Source organism: Prosthecobacter sp., from assembly GCF_044232965.1.
In the GTDB taxonomy this organism is placed as follows: Bacteria; Verrucomicrobiota; Verrucomicrobiia; order Verrucomicrobiales; family Verrucomicrobiaceae; genus Prosthecobacter.
Map to the genome: position 1 here is coordinate 1 of NZ_JBIIKX010000045.1, position 23,323 is coordinate 23,323.

Consider the following 23,323-nt stretch of genomic DNA (forward strand, 5'->3'; position numbering starts at 1 on the left):
TTCTCAGGGTGCGCAAACACCATGATGCTGAAGAACCAGCAGAAAGTGGCGAAGCCCATCAGCAGCGTGATGAGGATGGACCACCAAAAGATTCCGCCAGAATCTTTTTTCTTTGAAAAACTACCGCCGCCATAGGAGCGGAACTCGTTTCCGTCGCTTAAAAATCGGATTTGCATGGCAAAAGTGCGAAAATTTTAGTATTTACAGGATGAAAGTGTTCAAATTCTACAAGATTGACGGAATTTGAAAAGAGTTTTTTGTGAAGAAGTTGGCAATAACTTTGCTTCTCATTATGCGGCCAGGGGTTCAAATGAGGTGCCGCAACCGCAGCTTCGGGTGGCGTTTGGGTTGGTTAGTTTGAAGCCGGAGTCCGCCAGGGAGTCCGTGTAGTCGATCTGGCTCCCACGGAGAAAGCCCAGGCTGTCATGATCAATGATGATGGTGACACCCTCCTGGGTGAGAACGCTGTCTTCAGAAGTGGGTTGATCCAGCCCCATCACATATTGCATTCCTGCGCAGCCGCCTTTCTCCACGCGTAGGCGCAAGCCAGTGCCGGGAGCGGCGTTTTTTTCCGCAATGAGAGATTTGAGGTGGGTGATGGCGCTGTCGGTGAGGGAAATCATGAAAATGAGGAGGCTGACGCTGCGGTTGCGTGCCACAGGTGCGCGGAGATTGCAATTCCTCACCCGGCATCCAATGTGACGTTTTCTTGCAGCAAGAGGGCTACGTCTCCAGCTGCCTACTTTATCGAGATTCATGGCCAAAATACGCATTCTCCCAGACGCGCTCGCCAGCCAGGTGGCGGCGGGGGAGGTCGTGGAGCGACCGGCCGCGCTGGTGCGGGAATTGGTCGAAAACAGCCTGGACGCCGGGGCGCGGCATATTGAGGTGCATGCCCAGCGCGGCGGCACTGCCTTGATTCGAATCGTGGATGATGGAAGTGGGATGGACCGGGAGGATGCCATGCTGTGTCTGGAGCGACACGCCACGAGCAAGATACGGACCAAGGAGGATCTTGGAGCTATCTGCACCTTTGGTTTTCGCGGGGAGGCGCTGCCCAGCATCGCCAGCGTGTCGCGCTTCCGCCTCGCCACACGCGAAAAAGACGCCCTTGTGGGCACAGAGATCGAGGTGAACGGCGGCAAGCTCACCGCTGTGCGGGATCATGGCGGTGCCGCAGGCACAGTGATCGAGGCGCGTTCGTTGTTCTTCAATGTTCCAGCGCGGCGCAAATTCCTGCGCACGGAAAACACCGAGTTTTCGCATGTTGAGCAGCAGTTGCGGCTGCATGCCATTGCCAATCCGCAGGTGGCGTTCACACTCACGCACAATGGCGAGCTGGTTCTGCACCTTCCTGCCACGCGTGACATGCTGGAGCGCATACGTGGTCTCGTGGGCGATGATCTCGCCTCACGCCTGCTCAAGATCGATGAAACCACGCTTCACGGCGTGACGGTGTCCGGTTACATCGGCGGTCCTGGAATGAGCCGGTCCAATCGCCAGATGCAGACCACTTATTTGAACGGCCGTCCCATCGAAAGCGCCAGCATCTCGTATGGCCTGCGCGAGGGGTATCACACAGCGCTGATGAAGGGCCAGTATCCGGTGACTTTTCTGTTCATCCAGATGGACCCCACCGCCTTCGATGTGAACGTGCATCCGGCGAAAAAAGAAGTGCGGTTTCACGATGGCAATGGCGTGCGTGACGCCATCGCTCGCAGCGTGAGCCGCACACTCGAAAATGCCTCCAAGCTGCACACGGGGCATGCGCCTGCGGTTCGGCCGCTTCCTGTGGCAAGCATTTCCGCGCCGGTTATTCCAGTTAGCCGCCAGGAAGAGCTGGAAATGCCGGTCACGCCTTCTTCTGCGCCGCTGAGGCAGATGCCCGCAGTTTCTACTCCAAATCCAGTGATGGCACCGGGTCCATCACGTCCAGTCGAGCCGGTTAGCGCACCGGCCTCCGAGGTCACGCCTGCCAAGCCGGTCGAGAGTCCTAAGGCGGCATCTTCTGACGCGCCCTCGCCGAATGACTTCCGTATTATTGGCGTTTTGCAGAGGCTCTACGTCCTCATGGAAAGCAAAGAGGGTCTCGTGCTCATGGACCAGCACGCGGCGCACGAGCGCGTGAACTTTGAAAAATTCCGGCGTGCGCTCGAATCGGGCGGCGTGCCCTGCCAGCGGCTGCTCATGCCCATCACACTGCAAACCACGCCGCGAGATGCTGATGTGCTGAGGCAAAATCAAGCCGCGCTGACCCGCCTGGGCATCGAGATCGAGCCCTTCGGCCCGAATATCTTCAAGGTCGAGGCGCTACCATCATTCCTGAAGACGGACGATCCTGCCGCGTGGCTCGACCAAGTCATTGAGGAGCTCAGCAGCCTCACGGCCAAAGCCTCTTCGCTGCGCCTTAGTGAGGACGCTATTGCCACCACGGCCTGCCGTGCATCCGTCAAAAGCAACGACGTGCTCTCCATTCCTGAGCTTCAGGCGCTGCTGAAAGACCTGTTTGCCTGCGAAATGCCCTACTGCTGCCCGCATGGCCGCCCAACGCTGGTGCAAATCTCCACCGCCGAATTGGAGCGTAAATTTGGTCGTCGTGCGCCGGGGTAAGAGACGGTCCGGGCCATCTGAAAACTTGTGATAAGTCGGTGCGGAGGCTGCGTTAAAGGCGCTCATCCCCCCCAAACCCTTTTCTCTCATGAATGCCCTTCGCAACGACCTTAGCCGTCGCTCTTTTGTTTCCGGCGCAGCCAAGACCTTTCTTGGTGTCAGTGCCGCCACGCACCTGAACACCCGCGTGATCGCCGCGCCCGGCCAGGGCACCTCGCCGCTCAAGCAGGCCGCCACCGCGCGGAACGTCATCTATTTGTACATGAACGGCGGCATGAGCCACCTGGACACCTTTGACCCGAAACCGGACAAGCAGGACATCATGGGCCTCACCAAGGTCATCAACACCAACGTCGATGGCATCCGCGTCTCCAACAACATCCCGCTCATTGCCCGCCAGATGGACAAGCTGGCCGTCGTTCGCAGCATGATGTCCACGCAGGGCGCGCACGAGCAGGGCCAGTATTACCAGCACACCAGCTACACGCTGCGCAGCAGCATCCGCCACCCCAGCATGGGTGCGTGGCTGCAAAAGTTTCAGGACCGTGGCAATCCCACGCTGCCCGGCAGCGTCATGATCGGCAACGACAGCCGTCATCCTGGCGCAGGTTTCTTCGAGAGCCGTTTCGCGCCGCTGATGATCAATGATCCCGAAAGCGGCATCAACAACGTCAAAACCAACCAGTGGTTCACCGAGGAGCGCTTTAACAGCCGCCTCAACACCGCCAAGCAGCTCGACCGCCAGTTTGCCGAAACCTACAATGTCAAAAACGTCCGCGCCTACGCCGACATGTATGACGACGCGCTCAAGATGATGAAGAGCGAGGAATTGAAGGCCTTCGACCTCAGCGCGGAATCCGACGCGTTGCGTGGCAAATACGGCAACGACCGCTTCGGCCAGGGCTGCCTGCTTGCCCGTCGTCTCGTTGAGCATGGCGTTCGCTTTGCGGAAGTGTCCTTCGGAAGCTGGGACACGCATAATGCCAACTTCACCCGCGTGCCGGAGCTCTGCGATGAACTCGACTCCGCTCTGAGCACTCTGCTGCAGGATCTCGAATCACGCGGCATGTTGCAGGAGACGCTCGTCGTGCTCGCCACCGAGTTCGGCCGCACACCTGAGATCAATCAAAACGACGGTCGCGACCACCACGCCCCCGGTTTCACTTGCCTCCTGGCCGGTGGCGGCATCCGTGGCGGCCAAGTTTATGGAGCCACCGACGAGAATGGCGGCAAAGCCATCGAAAACCCGGTCTCCATTCCTGATTTCAACGCCACGATCGCCTACGCGCTCGGCATCCCGCTTGATCAGGTTCTCTACAGCCCCAGCAAGCGGCCCTTCACCGTTGCTGATAAAGGCAAGCCGCTCGCAAATCTGTTCGGCTAAAGCCAGCCTTCAGCTTACGGTGCTTTCTTCGCCTCCACCTTCGCGGGTGGGGGCGTTTCTTTAGGCTTCGGTTTGGCCGTGAGTGTCAGCCAAGGGCTGCTGTCATTCACGATGAGCAAATCCCCGCGTGGTTCGGTGAATGGGATGAGATAACGAGCCGTGACTGTCTGCAACACATCAGGTGCGCTGGTGATCACTTCGACGGCAAAAGGAGACTGGCTTGCCGCCGCATCGGCGGTCGCTTTGAGCGTCAGTTTGACCTCGCCGCCCTTCGCTGGCACGTCCACGAGGTCCGCAGTCACTCCGGCTGGCAGTTGAACGGCACGCGCCTGAATCTTGCCTGCGAACGTCCCGTTGGTTTTGACCGTCAGCTTGACCTCCGCTGTTTTGCCTGACTCCACGAGATACGCGTGCGTGTCGAGCGTGGCGGCAAGGGTGGGCACGAAGGGCTTTAATGACAACTCATAGAGATGATCCGCGCTTCCTGCGCGAAAGCGGTCGGAGACGACGAGTTTGAAGTCACCATCCTTCGGAGCCTTCCAGCGCAGCGCGGGGTCAAGATTGTCACCGTCGTCGGTTTGTGTGAGGATTTTGCCCTCGGCTTCTTCAACGCGCATCGTCGCGTCCAGGGGGCTGCGAATTGACTGCGCACGCACCGCGATGGCCAGATCATCGCCCTTTTTGGCCGTGAAAGTGAAGGAGTCTTCCTCTGTCGGCTTGCTGATGCTGCCAGGCACGGTGGCAGGAATCGTGAGTGTTTTCGGTTCGCTCGCAGGAGCAGGTTTTTTCGGCTCATCCTTCACCGTGAGGCGGTACACATGATTGGCGCCGCCTTTCAGGGCCACATCCGCCGCTGGTGGATGTGCGAAGGCGAAAACCTGCGCAAACAGCGTCCCGTCCGCCGTCGGTGTGTACTCGATGTGTGGGTCCAAGTTGTGCGTGTCATGCCCGGCGGCGATTTCGACGCCGCGCTCATTCAAGAGCCGCATGGCCGGGTCCATGGGGGAGCCGAGCGCATAACCGTGAAGCTCAAGCGTGATCGTTTTGCCCTTCTGCACCCGAATCGCGTGTGTATCAACATCCCCCGCCTTCTCCAGCACGCCGTTGATCGTCACGTTCATCCTGGCCTCGGAGGTTTTGGCGTCAGCCAGGACGTCATTGGGCTCCTTTTCTAGTGACTCCGTCAATTTTCCCACCACAAAGATGCGCGGTGGCGTGCTACCTTCGGGGGTGTAAAAGCGCACGAGGTAGGGCCCCGGCGGCACATCCTTGGCGATGGTGGCGATGAATTTCTTTGGCTTATCTCCCGCCAGCAGCACCAGTCCAGGATGGTTCGATCTCGCGACGGGCGATCCCGTTTCCAAACCCTTGCCCGTGACCATGCATTCGACACGCGTCCCGGCCTGACCTCCGGCGGGAAAAATGTTTTCCAGCCCGGGAGGGGCCGCAGTGGCGGAAATGACTAATAAAGAATTCAGAATGACGAAAGTCAGCAAGTGCCAGCCATTCGTCCTTCTGCATTCTGCATTCGTCATTTCATCTCTCATCACGCAAACAGCTCACGGATGGGCCGGCCGCCGTTGATGAGCTGCACGGGTCTCCCGGTGTTCGTGTGAAGGAGTTGATGCGGGTCGATGCCCAGCTTCGTGTAAAGCGTGACCGCAAAATCCTCGGGCGAGTAGATGTTTTCGCTGGCGTAGTAGCCCTTGGGGTCGGTGGCGCCGATGACGCCGCCGCGTGGGACTCCCGCGCCTGCGAAAAGGATGTTCATCGCGCCAGGCCAGTGGTCGCGACCGTTGTCCTTGTTGATTTTCGGCGTGCGGCCGAATTCCCCAAGCGCGACGATCAGCGTGCTTTCCAGCAGACCACGTCGGTCGAGGTCGGTGATCAGCGCGGACATGCCTTGGTCAAACTTCTGCATGAACTCGCCTTTGCAGGTCTTAAACACATCGCGGTGATGATCCCATCCGCCGTAGTTCACGGTGACAAACGGCACGCCCACCTCGACGAGACGACGTGCCAGCAGCATGCGCTGGCCCAAGTCGTTGCGGCCATAAAGATCGCGGGTCTTTTCGTCCTCCAAATTGATGTCGAAGGCTTCCTGGGCGGACTTTGAGGCAATCAAATCGACCGCCTGCCCGTAGAACGTGTCAAAGCTCACCGCCGGGTCTTCCGCCACGGCGTTGTTCAGCCGCTTCATGCGATCCAGAGACATTCGCAACTCACGGCGCGACAATCCGCGCGCTTCCGAAATGTCGGAGGGCAGCACCACGTCGCGCACCTTGAACCCTTTGTCGTTTGGATTGCCACCTGCAACGAAAGGAGCGTGTTCTGCGCCCAGGAAATTCGGGCCGCCACTGCGGGTGATGCTGGGCAGCGTCATGTAGGCGGGCAGTCCGTTCTGCACGCCGCGCTTGTAGCTGACCACGCTGCCAAACGAAGGATGGAAGGTCACAAAGGCACCGCAGCCGACTGGTACCGGTGTGGGCGCGCCGGTCATCATGTAATGGTTCCCGCCGCCATGGTTGGGATCCTTGTGCGTGACGCTGCGCAGCACCGTGAATTTGTCGGCCACCTTGGCGAGGTTGGGGACGCATTCCGAGAAATGAACCCCAGGAACACTGGTGCGGATCGGGTTGAACTGGCCGCGGATGTCGCTAGGAGCGTCCGGCTTCGGGTCAAACATCTCGTAATGCGACGGACCACCGTCGAGCCACACCAGAATGCAGTTCACCGGACGTGAAAGCGAAGGCTGAGGGGCCGTGGCGGCCATGGCCTTGGCACGCAACAGATCGGTGAAGCCCAGGCCGCCGCCTGCGGCGGTCAGACCGAGCTTCAAGAAATCACGCCGCATGTGGCCAGCGCAGTTATGGGTGATACGGGACATTTTTTGAGAGGGAAATAACCCCGAAATTACGGGCGCTGCCCAGCCTTCTTGCAAAGGGATCACATTGTCTCGCATTCGCTGCGAGAGACCTCCCCGGCTCAGTTCACTCGCTTCTTCGGCATCGTGATGAAGGCCTCAGCGAGATAATGCGGAATCAGCGGCTGCTGGATGAGTGCGTCGAGCTCGGCTTGGCTCAATGTTTGAATGATTTGAGCCAGATGCAAGGCGCTCGGCTTGGCGGATCGAACGTGAGACAAATCCAAAGGCGGCTTCGGATCGAACGTGAGCCATGTTTGGCCGTCCGCCGTCCGCTCCCGGGCAATCTCAGCAGAAACGGTTTCGAGATCGGGCAACAGGCGGCCGTTTTCGACTCGCGCGATGTAAAAGCTCTGACGGCGGGCATCGCCGATGATCGGATAACTGTCCGGCACCTCAATATCCGGTGCCGTGAGCGACGACCAGCCGACGCACCACACGTTTCGCGATAGCGCCACACCTTGAGCAGCAGCAATCGCGATGCGGACACCGGTATAAGAGCCTGGGCCATTGCCAATGACAATGCCGGTCAGTCCATCACCTGCGGCGGCGAGCGCATCGCGCAAAGGTGCAAAAACCTGCGCGTTGTGCGAGCGTTCGGATTGAAACGAGGACTGGAACAGCACGTCAGCGCCACGCACGACGGCGATGCTGCCGTGGGCGGTGGAAAGGTCGAGGGCGAGGAGGGTTCGGGTCATTTCACGAGTGGCCCTTCCGTGACACGCCGCGAGCCATCCGGCAAGGCTTCGATGTGAAACCAGCGCGTATTAGGCGGCATCAAGTCAGGAAACATGTCCGCCCACTCGACAATGATGACGCTGGGCTCGGTCAAAAACTCGTCCCAGCCGATGCCGATGACCTCGGCGGCGGATTCCATGCGGTAAAAGTCGAAATGGAAGACCGGCAGACGGCCGTCGAGGTATTCGTGGACCAGTGTGAACGTCGGACTTGTCACAGCAGCCTTCGATTCCATGCCAGCGACAATGCCGCGCGTGATCTGCGTTTTACCCGCGCCGAGATTGCCACAGAGGGCCACGACATCGTCTGCGGCAAGTGTTGGCGCGAGTTGCATGCCCCAAGCGTGGGCGTCGTCAGCAGTCGTGAGTGTGATCATGCATCAGCGCTCAGAGCAAAATGATCCCACCCCGTGCTCTCGAAATCCGGCGGCCTTCCTTCGCCGGGAGGGACGAGTTTGCCGATGATGGTGAGAGGGAGTTTTGGAAAGGCTTCTTGCCACTTTTTCATCAAGGAACGCAGTGTGCGCGGATTCACGGCGAGAAGGAGTTCATAGTCTTCGCCGTCGCCCCAGGCTTGGTCGAAGGTGCAGCCGGGATTGCAGGGCAGAGAGGCCACGTTGACTTGATAATGCGTGCCGCTGGCAAGGGCGAGGCGTGGCAGGTCTTTGGCAAGACCGTCGCTGATGTCCATGATCGCGTGCGGATGCGCGTTTTCGGAGAGCCAGCGGCCTTCTTCGAGGCGTGGCTCGAATTTGAGGTGCTTGCCTTTGATCGAGCCGCCAAGACGACCGGTGACGAGCAACACATCGCCCGCTTTGCCCTCGCTGCGTGAAAGCCAGCGCTTGGAGGGCACGGTGCCGCTCATGGAAACCGATAGCATGAGCACCAGGCCGCGTGAGGTCTCGCCGCCGACGATGTTGATGCCGTACTGCTTCGCAATGGCCCGCATGCCGCGATAGATCTCGGTGAGGAACTCGACCTCCATGCTCGGTGGAGCGACCAAGGTGATCATGGCATGCCTCGGCGTGCCGCCCATGGCCGCGAAGTCGCTGACCACACGCGCGATGGCCTTGCGCCCGATGAGCTTGGGCGGCGTTTCGAGCGTGAAATGCACGTCCTGCACCAGCGCGTCGGTTTTGAGCAGCGTGTGCTCGTTTTTCGTGCTGCGGACGACGGCACAATCATCACCAGCCCCGGCGATGACATCGCGGTCGAGTTTCACACCGCGCATGAGTTTGCGGATGAGCTTGTCTTCTCCGATGTCGGCAAGAGTAGGCATGGTTGGCGAGTCGGACTCAGCTCTTCACCACCACATTCTGCCCATCAAAGTGAAGCATGCGATTTTTGAGACCGCGCATGGCCTGGCGGTGAATGCAGACCTCGATGTCACCGATTCGATGGCGTTGCTCCGTGGGGGCCTGCATGCCGCTGATCCAAGTGATCTGCCACCATTCCTGCCCGGCGAGGTCGCCTTGGCTGCAACGGACATAATCGAGGTGCAGAACATCAGCCGGATGGCCGAAGTGCTCGATGTTGTGTTTCGATTCCAGATACTCCGCGAAGGCCTGCGAATAGATCAGGCCGCTGCGGAGTTTGTGGAGGACAAGTGCCATGGGTGTGTCTGAAAGCGACAAAGCGCGGGACGGGGTGGCCGTTCCGCGCTTTGTGAAGTGACGAAGATCGTCGGGAAGCGGGAATCAGCCGAGTGCCTTGGCGTAGTTCGCGGCGACGGCGGACCAGTTCACGGCGTTCCACCAAGCAGCGATGTAGTCTGGGCGCTTGTTCTGATACTTGAGGTAGTAGGCGTGCTCCCAGACATCGCAGCCGAGGATCGGCGTGCCGGAGGCATCCATGAGCGGATTGTCCTGGTTCGGCGTGGAGGTGATGGCGAGCTTGCCGTCTTTCACGACGAGCCAAGCCCAACCGGAGCCGAAGCGGGTCACACCGGCCTTGGCGAAGGCTTCTTTGAAAGCATCGAAACTGCCGAAGGTGGCGGTGATGGCCTCACCGAGAGCGCCAGTAGGAGCGCCGCCGGCGTTCGGGCCCATGATGCTCCAGAAGAGCGTGTGGTTAAAGTGACCGCCGCCGTTGTTGCGGATCGGCGCTTGCACGTCGGCAGGCACCTTGGAGATGTTTTTGCAGAGGTCTTCAATCGACAGCGCTTCCAAGTCGGCTTTGCCGGCGAGGGCGTTGTTCAGATTGGTGACGTAAGCGTTGTGATGCTTGCCGTGATGGATCTCCATCGTCTGCTGGTCGATGTGAGGTTCCAGCGCGTTGGAAGGATAAGGCAGAGGGGCGAGGGTATGGGCCATGGTAGGGTGGGGTTGAAGGTTCTCGGGTAAGTATCGCGAATATGAACGGGGGCAAGTGGGAGAATGCCCCATGACGAACGAAAAACCGGGCGGTTTGGATGCGTTCGTGGCATAGAACCCCATGAGCCTTCCCCCGCCACTCCGTTTTGCCTGTCTCACGCTCGTTTTGATGCTGCTACCCTCGTGCGGACTGTCGTTTCGCTCGGCGTGGAAGTCACCGGCATCGAATGCTGGTGTGAATGGCAAATGGGAGGGCACATGGCTGAGCACGGCGAGCGGGCACACGGGTAAACTGCGTGCGGTCATTTCCGAGCCTGGACCGCTTTTGGCCGCGTCGAAGCAGCAACCGAATTCTGTTCCGCACCAGTTCTTCTACCACTGTACCTGGCGCGGCATTTTGAGCGCGGCCTTTAAAACGACGCACCAGGTCGAGAAGCAAAAAAACGGCACGTACACCTTCAATGGCGATCATCAGATGCCGAACTGGGTCGGTGGCGTGTATCATTATGAGGGAACGGTCAAGGGCGACGACTTCAATGCCTGCTACGAAAGCGCGATGGATCGCGGCACTTTCACCATGAAACGTGTTCGCTGAGCAACCATCCGGCTCCACGCGGGGTTCATTCCGTCGTGTCATTCCCCATGAAGTGGTTTTCCAGTTTTCGCGCCAAGCTCATCTTCACCGTGTTTCCCGTCGTCGCGGGCATCACCATCGCCACGCTCGTGCTGGCGGAGTGGAAATTCACGGCCGCGTATCGCAGGCTCTTCGCGGAGCAGTTTGAATCGCAGATCAGCACCTTCAGCGCGGCCAAAAAGAAGCGCACAGAGGCCTTGTCCGAGCAGCTTGCCCGGTTGGCACAGCAGCCAGAAATCGTCGCAGCCATCACGAAACAGGATTTCGCCGCCGCTGGGCAGATTTTGCGGCCGCAGCTTGAAGCGCTGGCGACGGACCGGCTGCAAAGCGAGTTTCCAGCCGTCGGCGGACGCGGGGGCGTCAAAGAACGTGACCGTCCCGATGCCGGACGCGCGATGGCGCGGCTGATGCCCGCGCAGATGCCTTACATCGCCATCATCGACCCGGAGGGCAACTTCGTGGCTTCTCCCAAGAAAAACGCGGTGCCGGGCCGCAACCTGATGCCGCCGCTGCCAAAAGAGAGCGCCACCAGCGCCGAGTTCCGCCGCAAATCCGGCAGGCTGCAATGGCTGGGCGAGCGGAAGCTCGAAGACATCCTCAAGGAGCAGGAGGTCGGCTACTTGCGCGTCGAGTTTGGCGAGGACGGTCGCACAGAGCAGGTGCGCGAGGTCTTCATCACCCCACTGCGTGATCCGCAGAGCGGAAAGTTCCAGGGAGCCATGCTGTTTGGCCTGCCGCTGCAGGTTCTGGCCGAACGGGTGCTCTACGAGCAGACGAAGCGCTCAGAATTTGGCGAAATCATGAGCGGTGTGTGGGTGGAGGAGGCGCTGGTGAGCACCACGATTCCGAAAAACGAGCGGGAGGAGGTCGCTCGCCACATCGCGGAGTCGATTCATCGTTCGGGGCGGGCGCAGCGGGAAATGTCCATGCCGATCAATGGCGTGCGGCACCAGATATTCTATCGCGTTCTCAATCCCGACTCGCCCTTCCCGCTGGCGGCGCAGGTGAATCTCTACCCGCTCGACGCGATGGACCGTGAACTGGCCGAGCTGCGGCGTGATGTGGGCGGCCTGGGCTTTGTGGCGCTGCTAATCGCGCTGATCGTGGTGCTCTATATCTCGCGTGGACTCTCCGGGCCGATCAGCGACATCGTCAGCGGCACGCATCAAATTGAGCAGGGCAACTTCGACGTGCGCGTGCCGGTGCGGAGGCAGGACGAACTCGGCAAACTGGCCGCATCCTTCAATGAGATGGCCGCCGGACTCGCGCTCCAGGAGAAATATCGCAGCGTGCTCAATGCCGTGGCGGATCGCACGGTGGCACAGCAGTTGATCGAGCAAAGCAGCGGCCTTGGCGGCGAAATCCGTCACGTCTCGATGTTGTTCTGCGACATTCGCGGCTTCACCGCCATCACCGAGAACATGGAGCCTGCCGAGGTCATCGAATTGCTGAACGAGCACATGACCGCGCTCACCGATGTGGCCTACAAGCACGGCGGCATCGTCGATAAATTCGTCGGCGATCTGATCATGGTGCTGTTTGGCGCTCCTGTGAGCACCGGTGCCGATGCTCTCAGCGCGGTGCAGTGCGCGCTGAGCATGCTGCAAGTGCGCAGAACGCTGAATCAGACCTCGAAACACTCGCTGGAGGTCGGCATCGGTCTTGCCACCGGTTCGGTCGTGGCGGGCTGCATGGGGTCGGACCAGCGGCTGAGCTACACCGTGCTCGGTCATCGCGTGAATCTGGCCTCGCGGCTGTGCAGCATCGCGCAGGCGGGTGAGATCGTGATGGACGCGGAGACCTATGCGGAAGCTCAGGAGTTGATTCAGGCGGAACCGATGCCACCGATGCAGTTGAAGGGCATCTCCGAACCGGTTCATCCGTGGCGGGTGGTGGCCGCGTAATCCTCCTGCATGCCCGATTCACGAGCCAAGCCCGACCTCCAAGCCAAACTGCGCGATGTGCCGCATGTGCCGGGCGTGTACATCATGCGCGACCGGCTGAATAACGTGATCTACGTCGGCAAGGCGCGTGACCTGCGCAAACGGCTCGCTAACTACTTCACACCTGCGCGCTCGAAGCTGGCCGACCGCAAAACTCGGGCGCTCATCTCCAGCATCTGGGATTTTGATCTGCATCAGGTCCGCAATGACACCGAAGCGCTGGTGCTCGAAGGGCGGCTCATCAAAGAGTTTCGTCCGCGCTACAACGTCAGCTTCCGCGACGACAAGCGCTACTTTCTCGTGCGCGTCCACATGGGTGATGCCATGCCCCGGCTCTCCACCACCCGGCTCAAGAAAGAGGATGGTGCCCGTTACTTCGGGCCCTTCCCACATGGCATGGCGCTGCGCACGACACTCAACTGGCTGAATAAAAAATTTGGCCTGCGCGTCTGCCGTCCGTTGAAGCCCGGCGAGGCGGACTACAAGCACTGCTCCAACGACATCATCAAAAACTGCTCCGCGCCGTGCATCGCCCGCATTTCGCAGGAAGATTACAAAAAGCGCGTCGAGCAGGCCTGCGAGTTCCTTGATGGCAAGAGCAAAGACCTAGTCACTGCCTTGGAAGAGGAGATGCAGCAAGCCGCCGCCAAGCTCGATTTTGAAAAGGCTGCCGAATTGCGGGACATGGTCGAGGATTTCAAGAAGACGCTCATTCCCACGCGCACGTTTGAGCGGGGGGCACGGGCACGGGTCATTCGCAGCATCGACCCGATGGCGGATGTGCAGGAATTGAAGGATCTCCTTCATCTGGAGCATGCGCCGCTCGTCATGGAGTGCTTTGACATCGCCAACATCGGCACCGCGCACTGCGTGGCCAGCATGGTGCGTTTCAAAAACGGCGTGCCCGATAACTCCAACTATCGCCGCTACCGGATCAAATCGGTCAGCGGTCAGAACGACTTCGTTAGCATGGCGGAGGTCATCCGGCGGCGTTTCTCGCGTATTTTACTCGAAGGCCGTGCCGCAGCCGGTGATGATTCCGAGTTCTCCCAGGAAGCGCCTGCGGAGGCGATGCAGCGCCTTGCCTCGAATCCGAAATTCGTCACGCTTCCGGATCTCGTCATCGTCGATGGCGGAAAGGGACAGCTCGGTGTCGCCGTCACGGAGTTACAGCGGCTCGGGTTGCATGAACTGCCGATCATCGGCCTCGCGAAGGAGCACGAGGAGGTCTATCGGCCCGGAGAGAGCCATCCGGTCATCATTCCACATGAGCGTGGTGCCTTGAAGCTGCTGCAACGCATCCGTGATGAGGCGCATCGCTGGGCGAACGGCTATCATCAGCTCCTGCTCGGTCGTCGTGTGGCTGAAAGCATTCTGGACGACTGCCCCGGTGTCAGCAAGGCACGCAAAGCGGCACTGCTGAAGGCATTCGGTTCCGTCACACGGCTTCGCAAAGCCAGCGAGGAGCAGATCGCAGAGGTGCCGGGCATCAGTAAGACCCTGGCGCGGCAGGTGCTGGAGTTTTTGGCGAGCCGGTGACGGTTGGGCGTGCGCTGGAGATGTTGGCTGGTTGCCCCTCACCCCAGCCCTCTCCCCGCATATGCCACAGACCATCTGTCCATCCTCGGCGGGGCGAGGGAGTACGCTTTTCTCCCTCTCCCCGGCCCTGGCGAATTGAACTTCATGGTTGTCTTCGGGGAGAGGGCTGGGGTGAGGGGACGACCTCAATCGTTCGTTACCGTTCCAAAATGCTCCCGAACTTGTTCATCGACCGCCGGGGCGACTTATGGTATACCCCAGCCATGCAAATCCTCGAACAGCTTGGCCTCGGGCTCGGACTGGCATCGCTCGCAGGCTTGAATCTTTACCTCACGGTCTTTCTCACCGGCCTGCTGGTGCGCTTTGACGCATTGCATTTGGCGGAGAAATTCCAGTCCATCGAAGTGCTGGGGCACGACTGGGTGCTCATCGCTGCCGGTGTGATGTATGCCATCGAGTTCGTGGCGGACAAGGTGCCGTGGATCGACTCGCTCTGGGACAGCGTCCACACGCTTATCCGACCGATTGGCGGCACGATCCTGGCCATGCAGGCCATCGGCGAGATGCCCGCGCATCTGGAGGTCGTGGGAGCTTTGCTGGCCGGTGGCGCGGCGCTGACCACGCACAGTGCGAAGGCTGGAACGCGGCTGCTGGCCAATCACTCGCCGGAACCGGCCTCAAACATCGCCCTGAGCATCGCGGAGGACATCATCGTTGCGGCGGGCACGTTGCTCATGGTGCTGAAGCCCGTGGTCGCGCTGTGCTTCTTCACCGCCGGGCTGATCGTGCTCTGGCTAGTGTTGCCGCGCATCTGGCGCGTCGTGCGCCGTTCGTTTGAGATCGTTCGCGACAAACTGCGCACGCTTTTTGGTCGCACTACACCGGATTACTCGGTGACTGCGCCCGGGCCATCCAGGGCGTGAGCCTTCAGGTCGTCGAGATCGACCCATTCGAGCGCGGATTCGTGGCTGGCGGACAGGCAGACGGGCGGGGCCACTCCGGCGTCGAGCGCGTCCTTCCAGCGCGTGACACAGAGACACCAGCGGTCGCCGGGTTCCAGGCCGGGGAAGTCCCATTCCGGAGCGGGAGTGCTCAGATCGTTGCCCCGTGCGGCGGAGAAGCGCAGGAAGTCGGCGGTGGCTTCGATGCAGACGGTGTGCAGGCCCACATCACCGGGACCGGTGCGGCAGTAGCCGTCGCGGTAGAACCCGGTCATGGGTTGGCGACAGCAGCAGGTGAGAGCGGTTCCGAGGACGTTGGTGCGCATGGGGATTGGGTAGATTCAGATTTTGAGTTTACAACGCGAATGGCCGCAATTAGCCGCGAATGAACACGAATGTCTGAATTCGCGATCATTCGCGGAAATTCGTGCTCATTCGCGTTGGAATCAGAGCATCTGTCACTCACTTCCACCAAGCCGGCCCGACAGGCTCAGGCGCTGGCAGCTTGTAGGCCTCGGGCACTGCTTGGCCGATTTCATTGTCTTTCATGACAACCCCTTCGACTGCGCACTTGAGTTCAAAGGCCTCGCCCAGGTTGGTTTGAATGCGGTTGCCGCTGATTTCAGTCTCCATGGGCGGGAGTTTGGCTTTTTTGTCGCCGCTCATGCCGATGAGGATGTTGTGCGCACAGTTCACAAAGGTGTTGTTCGTCACCTTGGCGCGTTTGACCTGGAAGTAGCCGTTGGGCACCGAATCGGGGATGCCGAGCATGAAACACATCGCGCTGCGCTCGTTATCGCCGGTCAGGCTGTCAAAGAGGTTGCCGGTGACAACGTGATCCTCGCCGATGATACGCACGCCGCCGCTGCCTTTGGCTTTGTCGCCGAAGAAGACATTGTTCTCGACTCGGCAGGCGTTCCCGTGGCGCAGCGTCAGCGTGCCGGACACGCCTTTGAAGGTGTTAGAGTGGTAGAGATTGCCGCAGGACTTGTTGGAGATGCACTCGGCCTCGCCATCGCATTTCTCGAAGAGGTTGTGCTCCACGATGCAGGCGGCGGTTTGCATCGAGGTCTTGCTGTCGCCGAGGCGGATCGTCTCGCCGCCGTTCTTGCCGAGCTTCTGGCGTGGGCCGAAGTGATTGTGGTCGATCTGGTGTTTGCCCTGATCCTTCGCCTCGTTCGAGAGCCACACGACCAGCGTGGTGCCCTGCGTGGTCTTGCCGGCGATGTAGCAGTGGTCCACGCGGTTCCGGGCACCGTAGATCGAGACAAACTGGGAGGAGTCCACCGAAGTGAGCTGCGTGTCATTCGTCACCGCGCAGTTGGTGATACGGCAGTCGCTGGCGAGCTGCTTGGAGTCGAGGCGCAGTTCGACGACCTGCGCGCCCGTCGGATTCTGAAACCACAGCCCGTCCACCAAGACGTGCGCCCCACCCACCGAGAGCCGCGAGTCGCCCGTGAACACCACCTTGCCCGGCGTCTGCGCCTTGATCGTCACCGGCTTCTCCGCCGTGCCTTCCGCATGAATCTTCAGCCGCCCATCGGCCCAGATGCCGTCTTGGAGGATCAGGGTGTCACCTGCTGCGATGGTTTTGGCGGCCTCCGTAAACGCCGCAATGTCAGCGACAGAAATGTCTTTGCCGGAAACGGAAACCGCGAACGCAAAGGCGAGAAGGTGGTGTTGGCGCATGTCGCCATAAGAGACGGCTTCCCACACATCAGCAAGTCTGTTCAAACTCGCCCTCAATTGAGGCTTGAAACTTTCGCCCGAAATCCTCATTCTCACTTCTCAACCTCTATCCGAGTTGCTCACTTACCATGGCCTATGATTCACTAATGACGGCTGTCCGCAGACAGTCTCACAAGCTGCGCCATGCTTTCCAAATATAGCTTTTTGCGGCTTTCAGCCATTGCTGTTGCTCTCGTCTCTGTCGGCCTTCCAATCCGGGTCGCTACGATTCTCAATGGAATGAATTTTCGAGGCCATGTTCATCCATCTGTGTGGCTGATCGAGGGCACCAGCATCGTTTTGTGTTTTGTGCTTTCACGACTAATTCGCAAATCGGATGGCGGCTTGTCCCGTGCCGTTTACACCTGTGCATGGGCTGGTGTTCTTCTCTGTGTGATGCATTTTCTTACCCCAATGCCCGCGCGGTGGTGGTAAATGTGGCGCTAAAGATATCCTCATGTGACACACCCCGCTTCCACGGCAGGAAGTCATCTTGCACTAACGCTATAGCCTTCGGCGTGTAGTTGCCGCTTGCAGTGGTGATGACGAGTTCGAGCCTGTCCTCGCCCATTTGCTCGACGGTCTTCGCGCCGGTGATGATGGGGCCGGTGTCGAAGTCGATGATGTCCGGCATGCGGCGGACCAGGTCGCCACATGTTGCACCGGCTTAGCGCTTCAAATTCTGATACACGCCGAAGTCGTTGAAGAAGAACTTCTTCGCCAGCCAGTACATCCAGTGCTTCTCGGGGATCTCCTCGCCTTCGCGCCATTGGCTCGTTCTGGGCGTCATGCCCTCGATTTCGGCCATGGCGGTCTGGCGAATGGTGGAATCTTTGGCGCTGTGCTTGGTGACGACGGCTTTCACGAGGTCGGGGCGCTCCAGGACGATGCAGCCGCGTGTGTTGGCGGAGGCGATGTTGCGGAAGTCGCGCAGGAACTCGCTCTTGGTGAAGACATCGAAGAGATCGTCGTTGGTGCGGACGCTTTCTTTGGCGAACTGGATGATGGGGCAGGGCTCGATGGCGCCGGTGGGGCTGATGTGGTGGCTGATGCCATTGGCCATGGGGCAGAGCGCCTGGCCCTGGTGGTCGTAGTAGGCATCGACGATGGCGATGGGCAGCTTGGCGCGCATGTTGACGACGAACCGGCGCACCTGCGTGATCTGCCCGGGTGTGAGGGCGAGATCGGCGCTGATCTTCGGGCCGACGGGACGGTAGGTGTGATACCAGGCGTAATGCACGCCCATGTCGATGAGTTTGCGCAGCCAAGACTCGGTGAGCAGGTCGTCGATGTTTGTCTTGCACAGGCTGGTGGCCACGCCGGTGAGCACTTTGGCGTCGATGCAGTTTTGCAGGCCGCGCAGCGTGCGAGTGAGCACGTCCTTGTTGCCACGGCGCTCGTTGCTGACGATCTCAGTGCCCTCGATGCTGACGAGCGGCGTGACGTTGCCGAGCTTGCGCAGGTTTGTGGCGGCCTTCTCGGTGATCATCTGGCCGTTGGTGAAGACCTGGAAGTAGGCGTCCGGGTGCATGCTGAGAAAATCAAACAGCTCGGGATGCATGAAGGGCTCGCCGCCGAGGATGCCGAAGAAGGCGTTGCCGCGTCGCTTGGCGTCGTTCACGATCTTGTTCAGCTCATCGAGGTTCAGCGACTCACGCGGTTTATCGACATCCACCCAGCAGCCTTGGCAGCGCAGGTTGCAGGAGTTCAGGATGGAGATGTAGAAGAAGGGAGGAAAATACTGCCCCTGCTTCATGCGCTGCTTGTGCAGCATGACCGAACGCGCGCCCTTGTAGCCGAAATTCCAGCCGATCTTGGCGAGACAGACGGGATCAACGGTGCGGAGAATGCGGGAGGTGAGGGAAAGAAGCATGGGCAGGCTGGATTACGTTCAAGAGGTCGTGTTGTGCTCAAAGGTCAAGGTGTGAGGCCACAAAAAGCAGTTGGAGTAGCGCAAGCGCGGCTTGGCACGGCTGCGCCCACCGGCTTAGTCTCATGTGGGATTCATTTTATGAGCCGCCAACCAACCAACGACACTCTTGGGGCACGCAACCACTGGCGCAGGGTGCTATGGGTCGTCGTCATTCTGCTGATCGTGCTGCTGGCGCGCCGCCTTGCCGGGGCGGCGGATGCATGGCAGACGGCGGACAGCCTGCTCATGAGCGGCAAGGCCAGGGAGGCGTCCGCCGCCTATGAAAAGCTGATTCAGCAGAAGCCGAAGGAGGCGCGGGGCTACATGGGGCGCGGGCGCGCCCGCTGGCGCTTGGGGGAGTTTGACGGCGCGATCGCGGATTACACCCGGGTGATCGAGCTGACACCGAAGGATGCGGCGGCGTACAACAATCGCGGCCTGTCCTATGACAACAAAGGCCAGCGTGACCTGGCGTTGGCGGATTATGGCCGGGCGATTGAGCTGAACCCCAAGAACGCGCTGTATCACTTCAACCGTGCGCTGACCTGGAACGCGCTGAAGCAGCCGGACAAGGCGCTGGCGGATTACACGCAGGCCATTGAGCTGGATCCTAAATACGGCGGCTCCTACACCAACCGCGCGGATGTGTTCACGACCCTGGGTGAGTATGAAAAGGCGGTCGCGGACTGTGACAAGGCGCTCGAATTGAATGACAAGGACGCGGCTGCGTATTTCAGCCGGGCGATGGCCCTTGATCAGATGGGCGAGGACGAGCGCGCGCGGGAGGACTTCGACAAAGCGGTGGAGCTTGGGCCGAAGGTGGCGAAGTTTCACAACAACCGTGGTTTCTTCCTCCTCAATCATGGGGAGAACGAGGCCGCCATTGAGAGCCTCGACCAAGCCCTCGCATTGGTTCCGACAGGCGGGATTTATCTGAACAATCGCGGGCAGGCCTGGCTGAACCTCGGCGAGCATGAGAAGGCGATGGCGGACTTCAACAAGGCCATCGAGGTGAACCCGCAGCACGCCAAGGCATATCGCAATCGCGCGGGCGGCTGGCTGGCGACGGGGGCTTTTGAAAAGGCTGTGGCGGATGCTACGAAGTGTCTGGAACTGACGCCGACGGAGACGCGGGCGTATCTCATCCGTGCCGAGGCGCGTGAGGCCCTGGGCGACAGTGCCCGGGCGAAGGAAGACACGGAGCGCGCCATGATCCTGGGGCCGCAGCCACCGCTCGGAGTGGCAGCCTGGGTGTCGGTGGAAATCAAAAAGCGTGATGAGGAGATGATGGAGATCGTGCTGAAAGACGCTTCACCCGAAAACCGCGCCAAGCTCGCTTTGGCGCGGCATGAGCACGCGTTTGCCATCCTGGATCATCCCAAGCGTGAGCCTGACCAGGCCGCGCTGGAGGAGGCTGTGGCGCTGGCACGTTCCGCCTGCGTTTTGGACTCAGCCAATGCTGCGCACGCTTTTCTCACGGGCCTGTTGTATCGCGAGCTGGCAGCGTTTGATGAGCGTGCGCTGGCGATGGCGGAAAAGATGCTCACGCAGGCTGTGGACGTCGATGCGGAGCACGCGGCGGCCTGGCTGGAACTGGGCATGATGTTGGCGGAGCAGGATCGGGCGCTGGAGGCGATCCCGGCGCTGGAGCACTCGTTGGAACTCGATCCCGCACGCGCAGGCGCGGAGGTGGCGGGGCGTTTGTGCGCGCTGTACGCGGCCAATGATGAAGGATTTCGCGGCGTGGACTTCTTTGACGAGCAGTATGCGGCCAATCCCGAAGTGCCCGCGCTCGCAGTGGGCCGCGCGTTGATGCTGGACTACATGGGAGACCGTGAGGCGGCGCTGTCACAGGCGCGGGACATCGTGTTGATCGAGGAAAGCGGCACGCCGGAGCATGCTTATGCCGCGAAACTCGTCGCGGAATGGGAAGGAGCGAAGCCGTGAAGAAGTTCATCTTGTTTTGGATGCTGAATGTGGTCATGGCGCGTGCGCAGCAGGGCGAGGTGCTGATTTCCACGGAACCAGAGCTGCCCAGCCGCGCTGCCGAGCAGAAGCAGTTTGAGTACCGCAAGAAGGCACTCGAATTGCAGCCGCCCGGCCCGCAGCGTGACGCGCAGGTGAAGCAGGAGATTCAAAGGCATCTGGCGGAGAACAAGCGTATCTCCATGCAGGAGCAGGCCTTGCGTAAAGAGGCTATCTCCGAGTTGAAGCAGAAGTGGACCAAGGTCGAGGCCGACTGGAAGACGGAATGCGCGCGGCATGATGCGAGGAAGCAGCAACTCGAAAGCCTGCCCGATGGTCCGGCCAAGACCGCGCAGATCGAGGCGGAGAACGCCGCGCACCGCAACACCAGCAAGCAGATCGCCGTCGAGCGCAACGTGGTGCATGAGGGCGTGATGAAACAGGCCAACCGCGAGGTCATGGGTGGCCAGACGGGCACCAGTAACAGGATGGGCAATACCAAAGGCACTGCGATCACCGATCCAAATCATCGAGGCATGAATGGTGACTTGGATGCGGGTGCTGGTTATCGAACCACCGAGAAGGCGGGCAAGATTCTCAACGAAATCGGTGTCAAAGGTCCCAATGGCGGTCCGGTGAAGATCACGGGCGGCGTGCTGGAGACCGCGCCGGAGTTTGGCATGACGGTGAACGCGGCACCGGGTGCGGATCGCATCGGCAGCGCCGGGCATCAGGCGCAGGTGAAGGTGGGGGCGCAGCATGCCGAGACCTATATTTCCGAAACCGGAGGAGCAGTGAACAAAGGACCGCTCAAAGATCACCTTGCCACTCTGGATGACACGAAGAAAGCCCGTCACGGCTCGAATGCGGCACCAGAGAAACTCGTTGGCGGCTCACCTGAGGGGCAGGTCATGGCCAAAGGCACGCTGAAGGCAGCGAACTCGGCCGGATTGACCCCTGAAACAATAGAGGCCATCGCTGCGAAAAACGGGGTCAAAAATCCGGGGAAGATTCTCGACACGCTTGCTGAAATCAAAACCGGGCGCGCCGCGATCACCAGCCCGGAAGAAGCGGCGATTTTGAAAAAGGCGTCACGAGACATATTGGATGCCGCCGAGGTGAAATCCAAGACTGCGGCAGCCGCCGAGGTGCAGGCCAAGCAGACTCAGATCGCCGAGTTGGAGGCCAAGGGCCTGAAGACGCAGGCGCAGCAGGTCCGCAACGAGATCGCCGATTACAACGCCAAGGCGAAAGCGGCGACGGAGGCCGTGCGCGGCCCGGTGGAGCCTGTGACCAAGCCCGGCGCCGCCAGCAGCAAGCCTAGCACCACCGTGGAGCCGGAGGCCAAGGTCAGCGGAGGGAGCAAGGTGATCTCCCGCACGGGCCTCATCCTCGGCATCTACGGCATCTACGAGGGCTACGGAAAGGCCAAGGAGGACATGGAGGCCAAGAAACAGGGCGACCCAAAAGGCATGATCGGCTGGACCAAGGACAAGGCGGAGCTAGCAGGCCGCACCTTGTGGCACGGCCTCGGCTTCGGCGGCATGGCCGAAATTGGCACGCAGGCAGGCAAGGATGCTTTTGATCAATACAAGAAGGATCTCGAAGCCGGAAAGATCTCCGCCAAAGACTGGAAGCCCTACCTGGAGATGAAGGGCAAGGCCTTGGCGGGCGGATTGTTTGCCGCCGGCAAAGCCATGACCTACGACGCCGCCAAGCAGAGCGGCACCAACCTCGGCAATGCGGTTGGTGAAGGCCTCGGCGCGGCCAAGGGGCTCTTTGATCAGTTCAAAAGCGCCCGCGATGAGCAGAAGACCAACGAGGCACGCTCCAAGGAAATCTACGACAAGCTTATTAAAGACGGAGCCTCCACCATGGGGGCCCAGCGCGCCGCAGATGCGGTGAAGAACGGCGATTACACCGAGGCGAAGCGCCTCAACAAAGTTCTCGAGGGCAAAAAAGCCGCGAAACTGGCCGCTGCGGAGCCTGCGTCCAAAACGCGCACCTATCGTGATCGCAAGAAGCGCGAAGTCCGCAAAGAGAACACGACCAAAGAAATCGCCTCCCAGGAAAAAAGCACGGAGGAAGAGTTGAAACAGCGCGAGATCGTCGCGGACAAACTCCGCGCCAAAGGTCTTCCGACGGCGGCGGACTTGCTCGACCGGCTCGTCGCGGTTCTTCAAAAGGAAGGCATGGCCGGGCTTGATGCCGCCATCGCCGAGTTCACCGAGATGCAGGGAGCTTTTTCCGGGGTGGTTGCCTTGTATGGCGATGACCAGGCTACTCTGCGCCTTCAGGTGGTGGGCGGAAAAGTCACCGGCACCTTCAGCCAAAATTCCACGGACAAGGATTCCATGACCACGACCACCCAGACCATGAACATTCCCGTCCAAGGCACGGTGGACATGGTTTCCGGTTCCATTGAGGTGACGGGGAAGGGGAAAATGACCACCATCACCAAGCTCAACCCGAGTGCTCTGAAGGGCTTGTCACGCGAGGCCTTGAAAGGCCTGCAAACCACCACCACGACCGTCACGGACAGCGTGTGGCTTTTTCGTGGCAGCTATTATGGCAAAGGCTACAAGGGGACGGCGGCGCAACCCTGGAGTGTTTCACGTTGAACGGGCCCAAGCATCCATCCGGCGAAACTTCGGCCGTTCAAAGTTGTCATGAATGAGGTGGAAGCTCTTGCCCC

At 60.2% G+C, this 23,323-nt stretch carries 19 protein-coding genes and 1 pseudogene; 8 read left to right on the plus strand and 12 right to left on the minus strand.

Features of this window, described 5'->3' with window-relative positions; genetic code table 11:
• Nucleotides 1-290: 290 nt before the first annotated feature.
• Nucleotides 291-758, minus strand: a complete 468-nt coding sequence (locus ACILSI_RS17310; RefSeq protein WP_395723159.1) for a HesB/IscA family protein — start codon at nt 756-758, stop codon at nt 291-293.
• On the opposite strand from ACILSI_RS17310, the gene mutL reads away from it, so the two are divergent.
• Together mutL and ACILSI_RS17320 are read left to right on the plus strand one after the other, a co-directional pair.
• A complete protein-coding gene (gene mutL / locus ACILSI_RS17315) occupies nt 757-2,610 on the plus strand; it encodes a DNA mismatch repair endonuclease MutL (RefSeq protein ID WP_395723160.1) in 1,854 nt (617 codons plus the stop codon). The two genes, ACILSI_RS17310 and mutL, sit on opposite strands and share 2 nt — an antisense overlap.
• A gap of 88 nt (nt 2,611-2,698) precedes the next feature.
• Nucleotides 2,699-3,994, plus strand: a complete 1,296-nt coding sequence (locus ACILSI_RS17320) for a DUF1501 domain-containing protein (RefSeq protein WP_395723161.1) — start codon at nt 2,699-2,701, stop codon at nt 3,992-3,994.
• Nucleotides 3,995-4,008: 14 nt separating this feature from the next.
• Here ACILSI_RS17320 and ACILSI_RS17325 read toward each other — a convergent pair whose 3' ends face one another.
• From ACILSI_RS17325 to ACILSI_RS17355, 7 genes are all read right to left on the minus strand, one after another.
• Nucleotides 4,009-5,376, minus strand: coding sequence for a hypothetical protein (locus tag ACILSI_RS17325; protein ID WP_395723162.1), 1,368 nt, complete (start codon nt 5,374-5,376; stop codon nt 4,009-4,011).
• 164 nt (nt 5,377-5,540) lie between these two features.
• Nucleotides 5,541-6,881: a DUF1501 domain-containing protein gene (locus ACILSI_RS17330; RefSeq protein ID WP_395723163.1), complete on the minus strand. Its 1,341-nt coding sequence runs from the start codon at nt 6,879-6,881 to the stop codon at nt 5,541-5,543.
• Between the two features lie 98 nt (nt 6,882-6,979).
• On the minus strand, nt 6,980-7,615 hold the full coding sequence (gene tsaB, locus ACILSI_RS17335) for a tRNA (adenosine(37)-N6)-threonylcarbamoyltransferase complex dimerization subunit type 1 TsaB (RefSeq protein ID WP_395723164.1): 636 nt from the start codon (nt 7,613-7,615) through the stop codon (nt 6,980-6,982).
• The gene (gene tsaE / locus ACILSI_RS17340) at nt 7,612-8,031 is read right to left on the minus strand and encodes a tRNA (adenosine(37)-N6)-threonylcarbamoyltransferase complex ATPase subunit type 1 TsaE (protein ID WP_395723165.1); all 420 of its coding nucleotides are present in this window, start codon (nt 8,029-8,031) and stop codon (nt 7,612-7,614) included. The genes tsaB and tsaE overlap by 4 nt, the downstream gene beginning before the upstream one ends.
• Nucleotides 8,028-8,933, minus strand: coding sequence for a thiamine-monophosphate kinase (locus ACILSI_RS17345; RefSeq protein WP_395723166.1), 906 nt, complete (start codon nt 8,931-8,933; stop codon nt 8,028-8,030). Before ACILSI_RS17345 ends, tsaE begins: the two co-directional genes overlap by 4 nt.
• 16 nt (nt 8,934-8,949) lie before the next feature.
• Nucleotides 8,950-9,267 (minus strand): hypothetical protein, encoded by a 318-nt coding sequence (locus ACILSI_RS17350; protein WP_395723167.1) that lies wholly within the window; start codon nt 9,265-9,267, stop codon nt 8,950-8,952.
• 84 nt (nt 9,268-9,351) lie between these two features.
• Nucleotides 9,352-9,966, minus strand: a complete 615-nt coding sequence (locus ACILSI_RS17355; protein WP_395723168.1) for a superoxide dismutase — start codon at nt 9,964-9,966, stop codon at nt 9,352-9,354.
• A 121-nt stretch (nt 9,967-10,087) separates the two neighbouring features.
• On the opposite strand from ACILSI_RS17355, the gene ACILSI_RS17360 reads away from it, so the two are divergent.
• The 4 genes from ACILSI_RS17360 (at nt 10,088) to ACILSI_RS17375 (ending at nt 15,005) form a co-directional block, all read left to right on the plus strand.
• The gene (locus ACILSI_RS17360) at nt 10,088-10,561 is read left to right on the plus strand and encodes a hypothetical protein (RefSeq protein WP_395723169.1); all 474 of its coding nucleotides are present in this window, start codon (nt 10,088-10,090) and stop codon (nt 10,559-10,561) included.
• Between the two features lie 47 nt (nt 10,562-10,608).
• On the plus strand, nt 10,609-12,504 hold the full coding sequence (locus ACILSI_RS17365) for an adenylate/guanylate cyclase domain-containing protein (RefSeq protein WP_395723170.1): 1,896 nt from the start codon (nt 10,609-10,611) through the stop codon (nt 12,502-12,504).
• Nucleotides 12,505-12,513: 9 nt separating this feature from the next.
• The gene (locus ACILSI_RS17370) at nt 12,514-14,082 is read left to right on the plus strand and encodes a UvrB/UvrC motif-containing protein (protein ID WP_395723171.1); all 1,569 of its coding nucleotides are present in this window, start codon (nt 12,514-12,516) and stop codon (nt 14,080-14,082) included.
• Between the two features lie 263 nt (nt 14,083-14,345).
• A complete protein-coding gene (locus ACILSI_RS17375; RefSeq protein ID WP_395723172.1) occupies nt 14,346-15,005 on the plus strand; it encodes a DUF4126 domain-containing protein in 660 nt (219 codons plus the stop codon).
• On the opposite strand, the gene ACILSI_RS17380 is transcribed toward ACILSI_RS17375, so the two are convergent.
• The 4 genes and pseudogenes from ACILSI_RS17380 to ACILSI_RS17395 form a co-directional block, all read right to left on the minus strand.
• Complete coding sequence (locus tag ACILSI_RS17380) at nt 14,969-15,349, minus strand: DUF2237 family protein (RefSeq protein ID WP_395723173.1); 381 nt, start codon at nt 15,347-15,349, stop codon at nt 14,969-14,971. The two genes, ACILSI_RS17375 and ACILSI_RS17380, sit on opposite strands and share 37 nt — an antisense overlap.
• A gap of 136 nt (nt 15,350-15,485) precedes the next feature.
• Entirely contained in the window at nt 15,486-16,712 is a 1,227-nt protein-coding gene (locus ACILSI_RS17385) for a polysaccharide lyase 6 family protein (RefSeq protein WP_395723174.1), read from the minus strand.
• A 445-nt stretch (nt 16,713-17,157) separates the two neighbouring features.
• Nucleotides 17,158-17,412, minus strand: a pseudogene (locus tag ACILSI_RS17390) (hypothetical protein); the annotation flags it as partial.
• Between the two features lie 6 nt (nt 17,413-17,418).
• Complete coding sequence (locus ACILSI_RS17395; RefSeq protein ID WP_395723175.1) at nt 17,419-18,624, minus strand: radical SAM/SPASM domain-containing protein; 1,206 nt, start codon at nt 18,622-18,624, stop codon at nt 17,419-17,421.
• 138 nt (nt 18,625-18,762) lie between these two features.
• Here ACILSI_RS17395 and ACILSI_RS17400 point away from each other — a divergent pair, with 138 nt between their 5' ends.
• Together ACILSI_RS17400 and ACILSI_RS17405 are read left to right on the plus strand one after the other, a co-directional pair.
• On the plus strand, nt 18,763-20,610 hold the full coding sequence (locus tag ACILSI_RS17400) for a tetratricopeptide repeat protein (RefSeq protein WP_395723176.1): 1,848 nt from the start codon (nt 18,763-18,765) through the stop codon (nt 20,608-20,610).
• Nucleotides 20,607-23,249: a hypothetical protein gene (locus ACILSI_RS17405; RefSeq protein ID WP_395723177.1), complete on the plus strand. Its 2,643-nt coding sequence runs from the start codon at nt 20,607-20,609 to the stop codon at nt 23,247-23,249. Before ACILSI_RS17400 ends, ACILSI_RS17405 begins: the two co-directional genes overlap by 4 nt.
• The last annotated feature ends 74 nt before the right edge of the window (nt 23,250-23,323 follow it).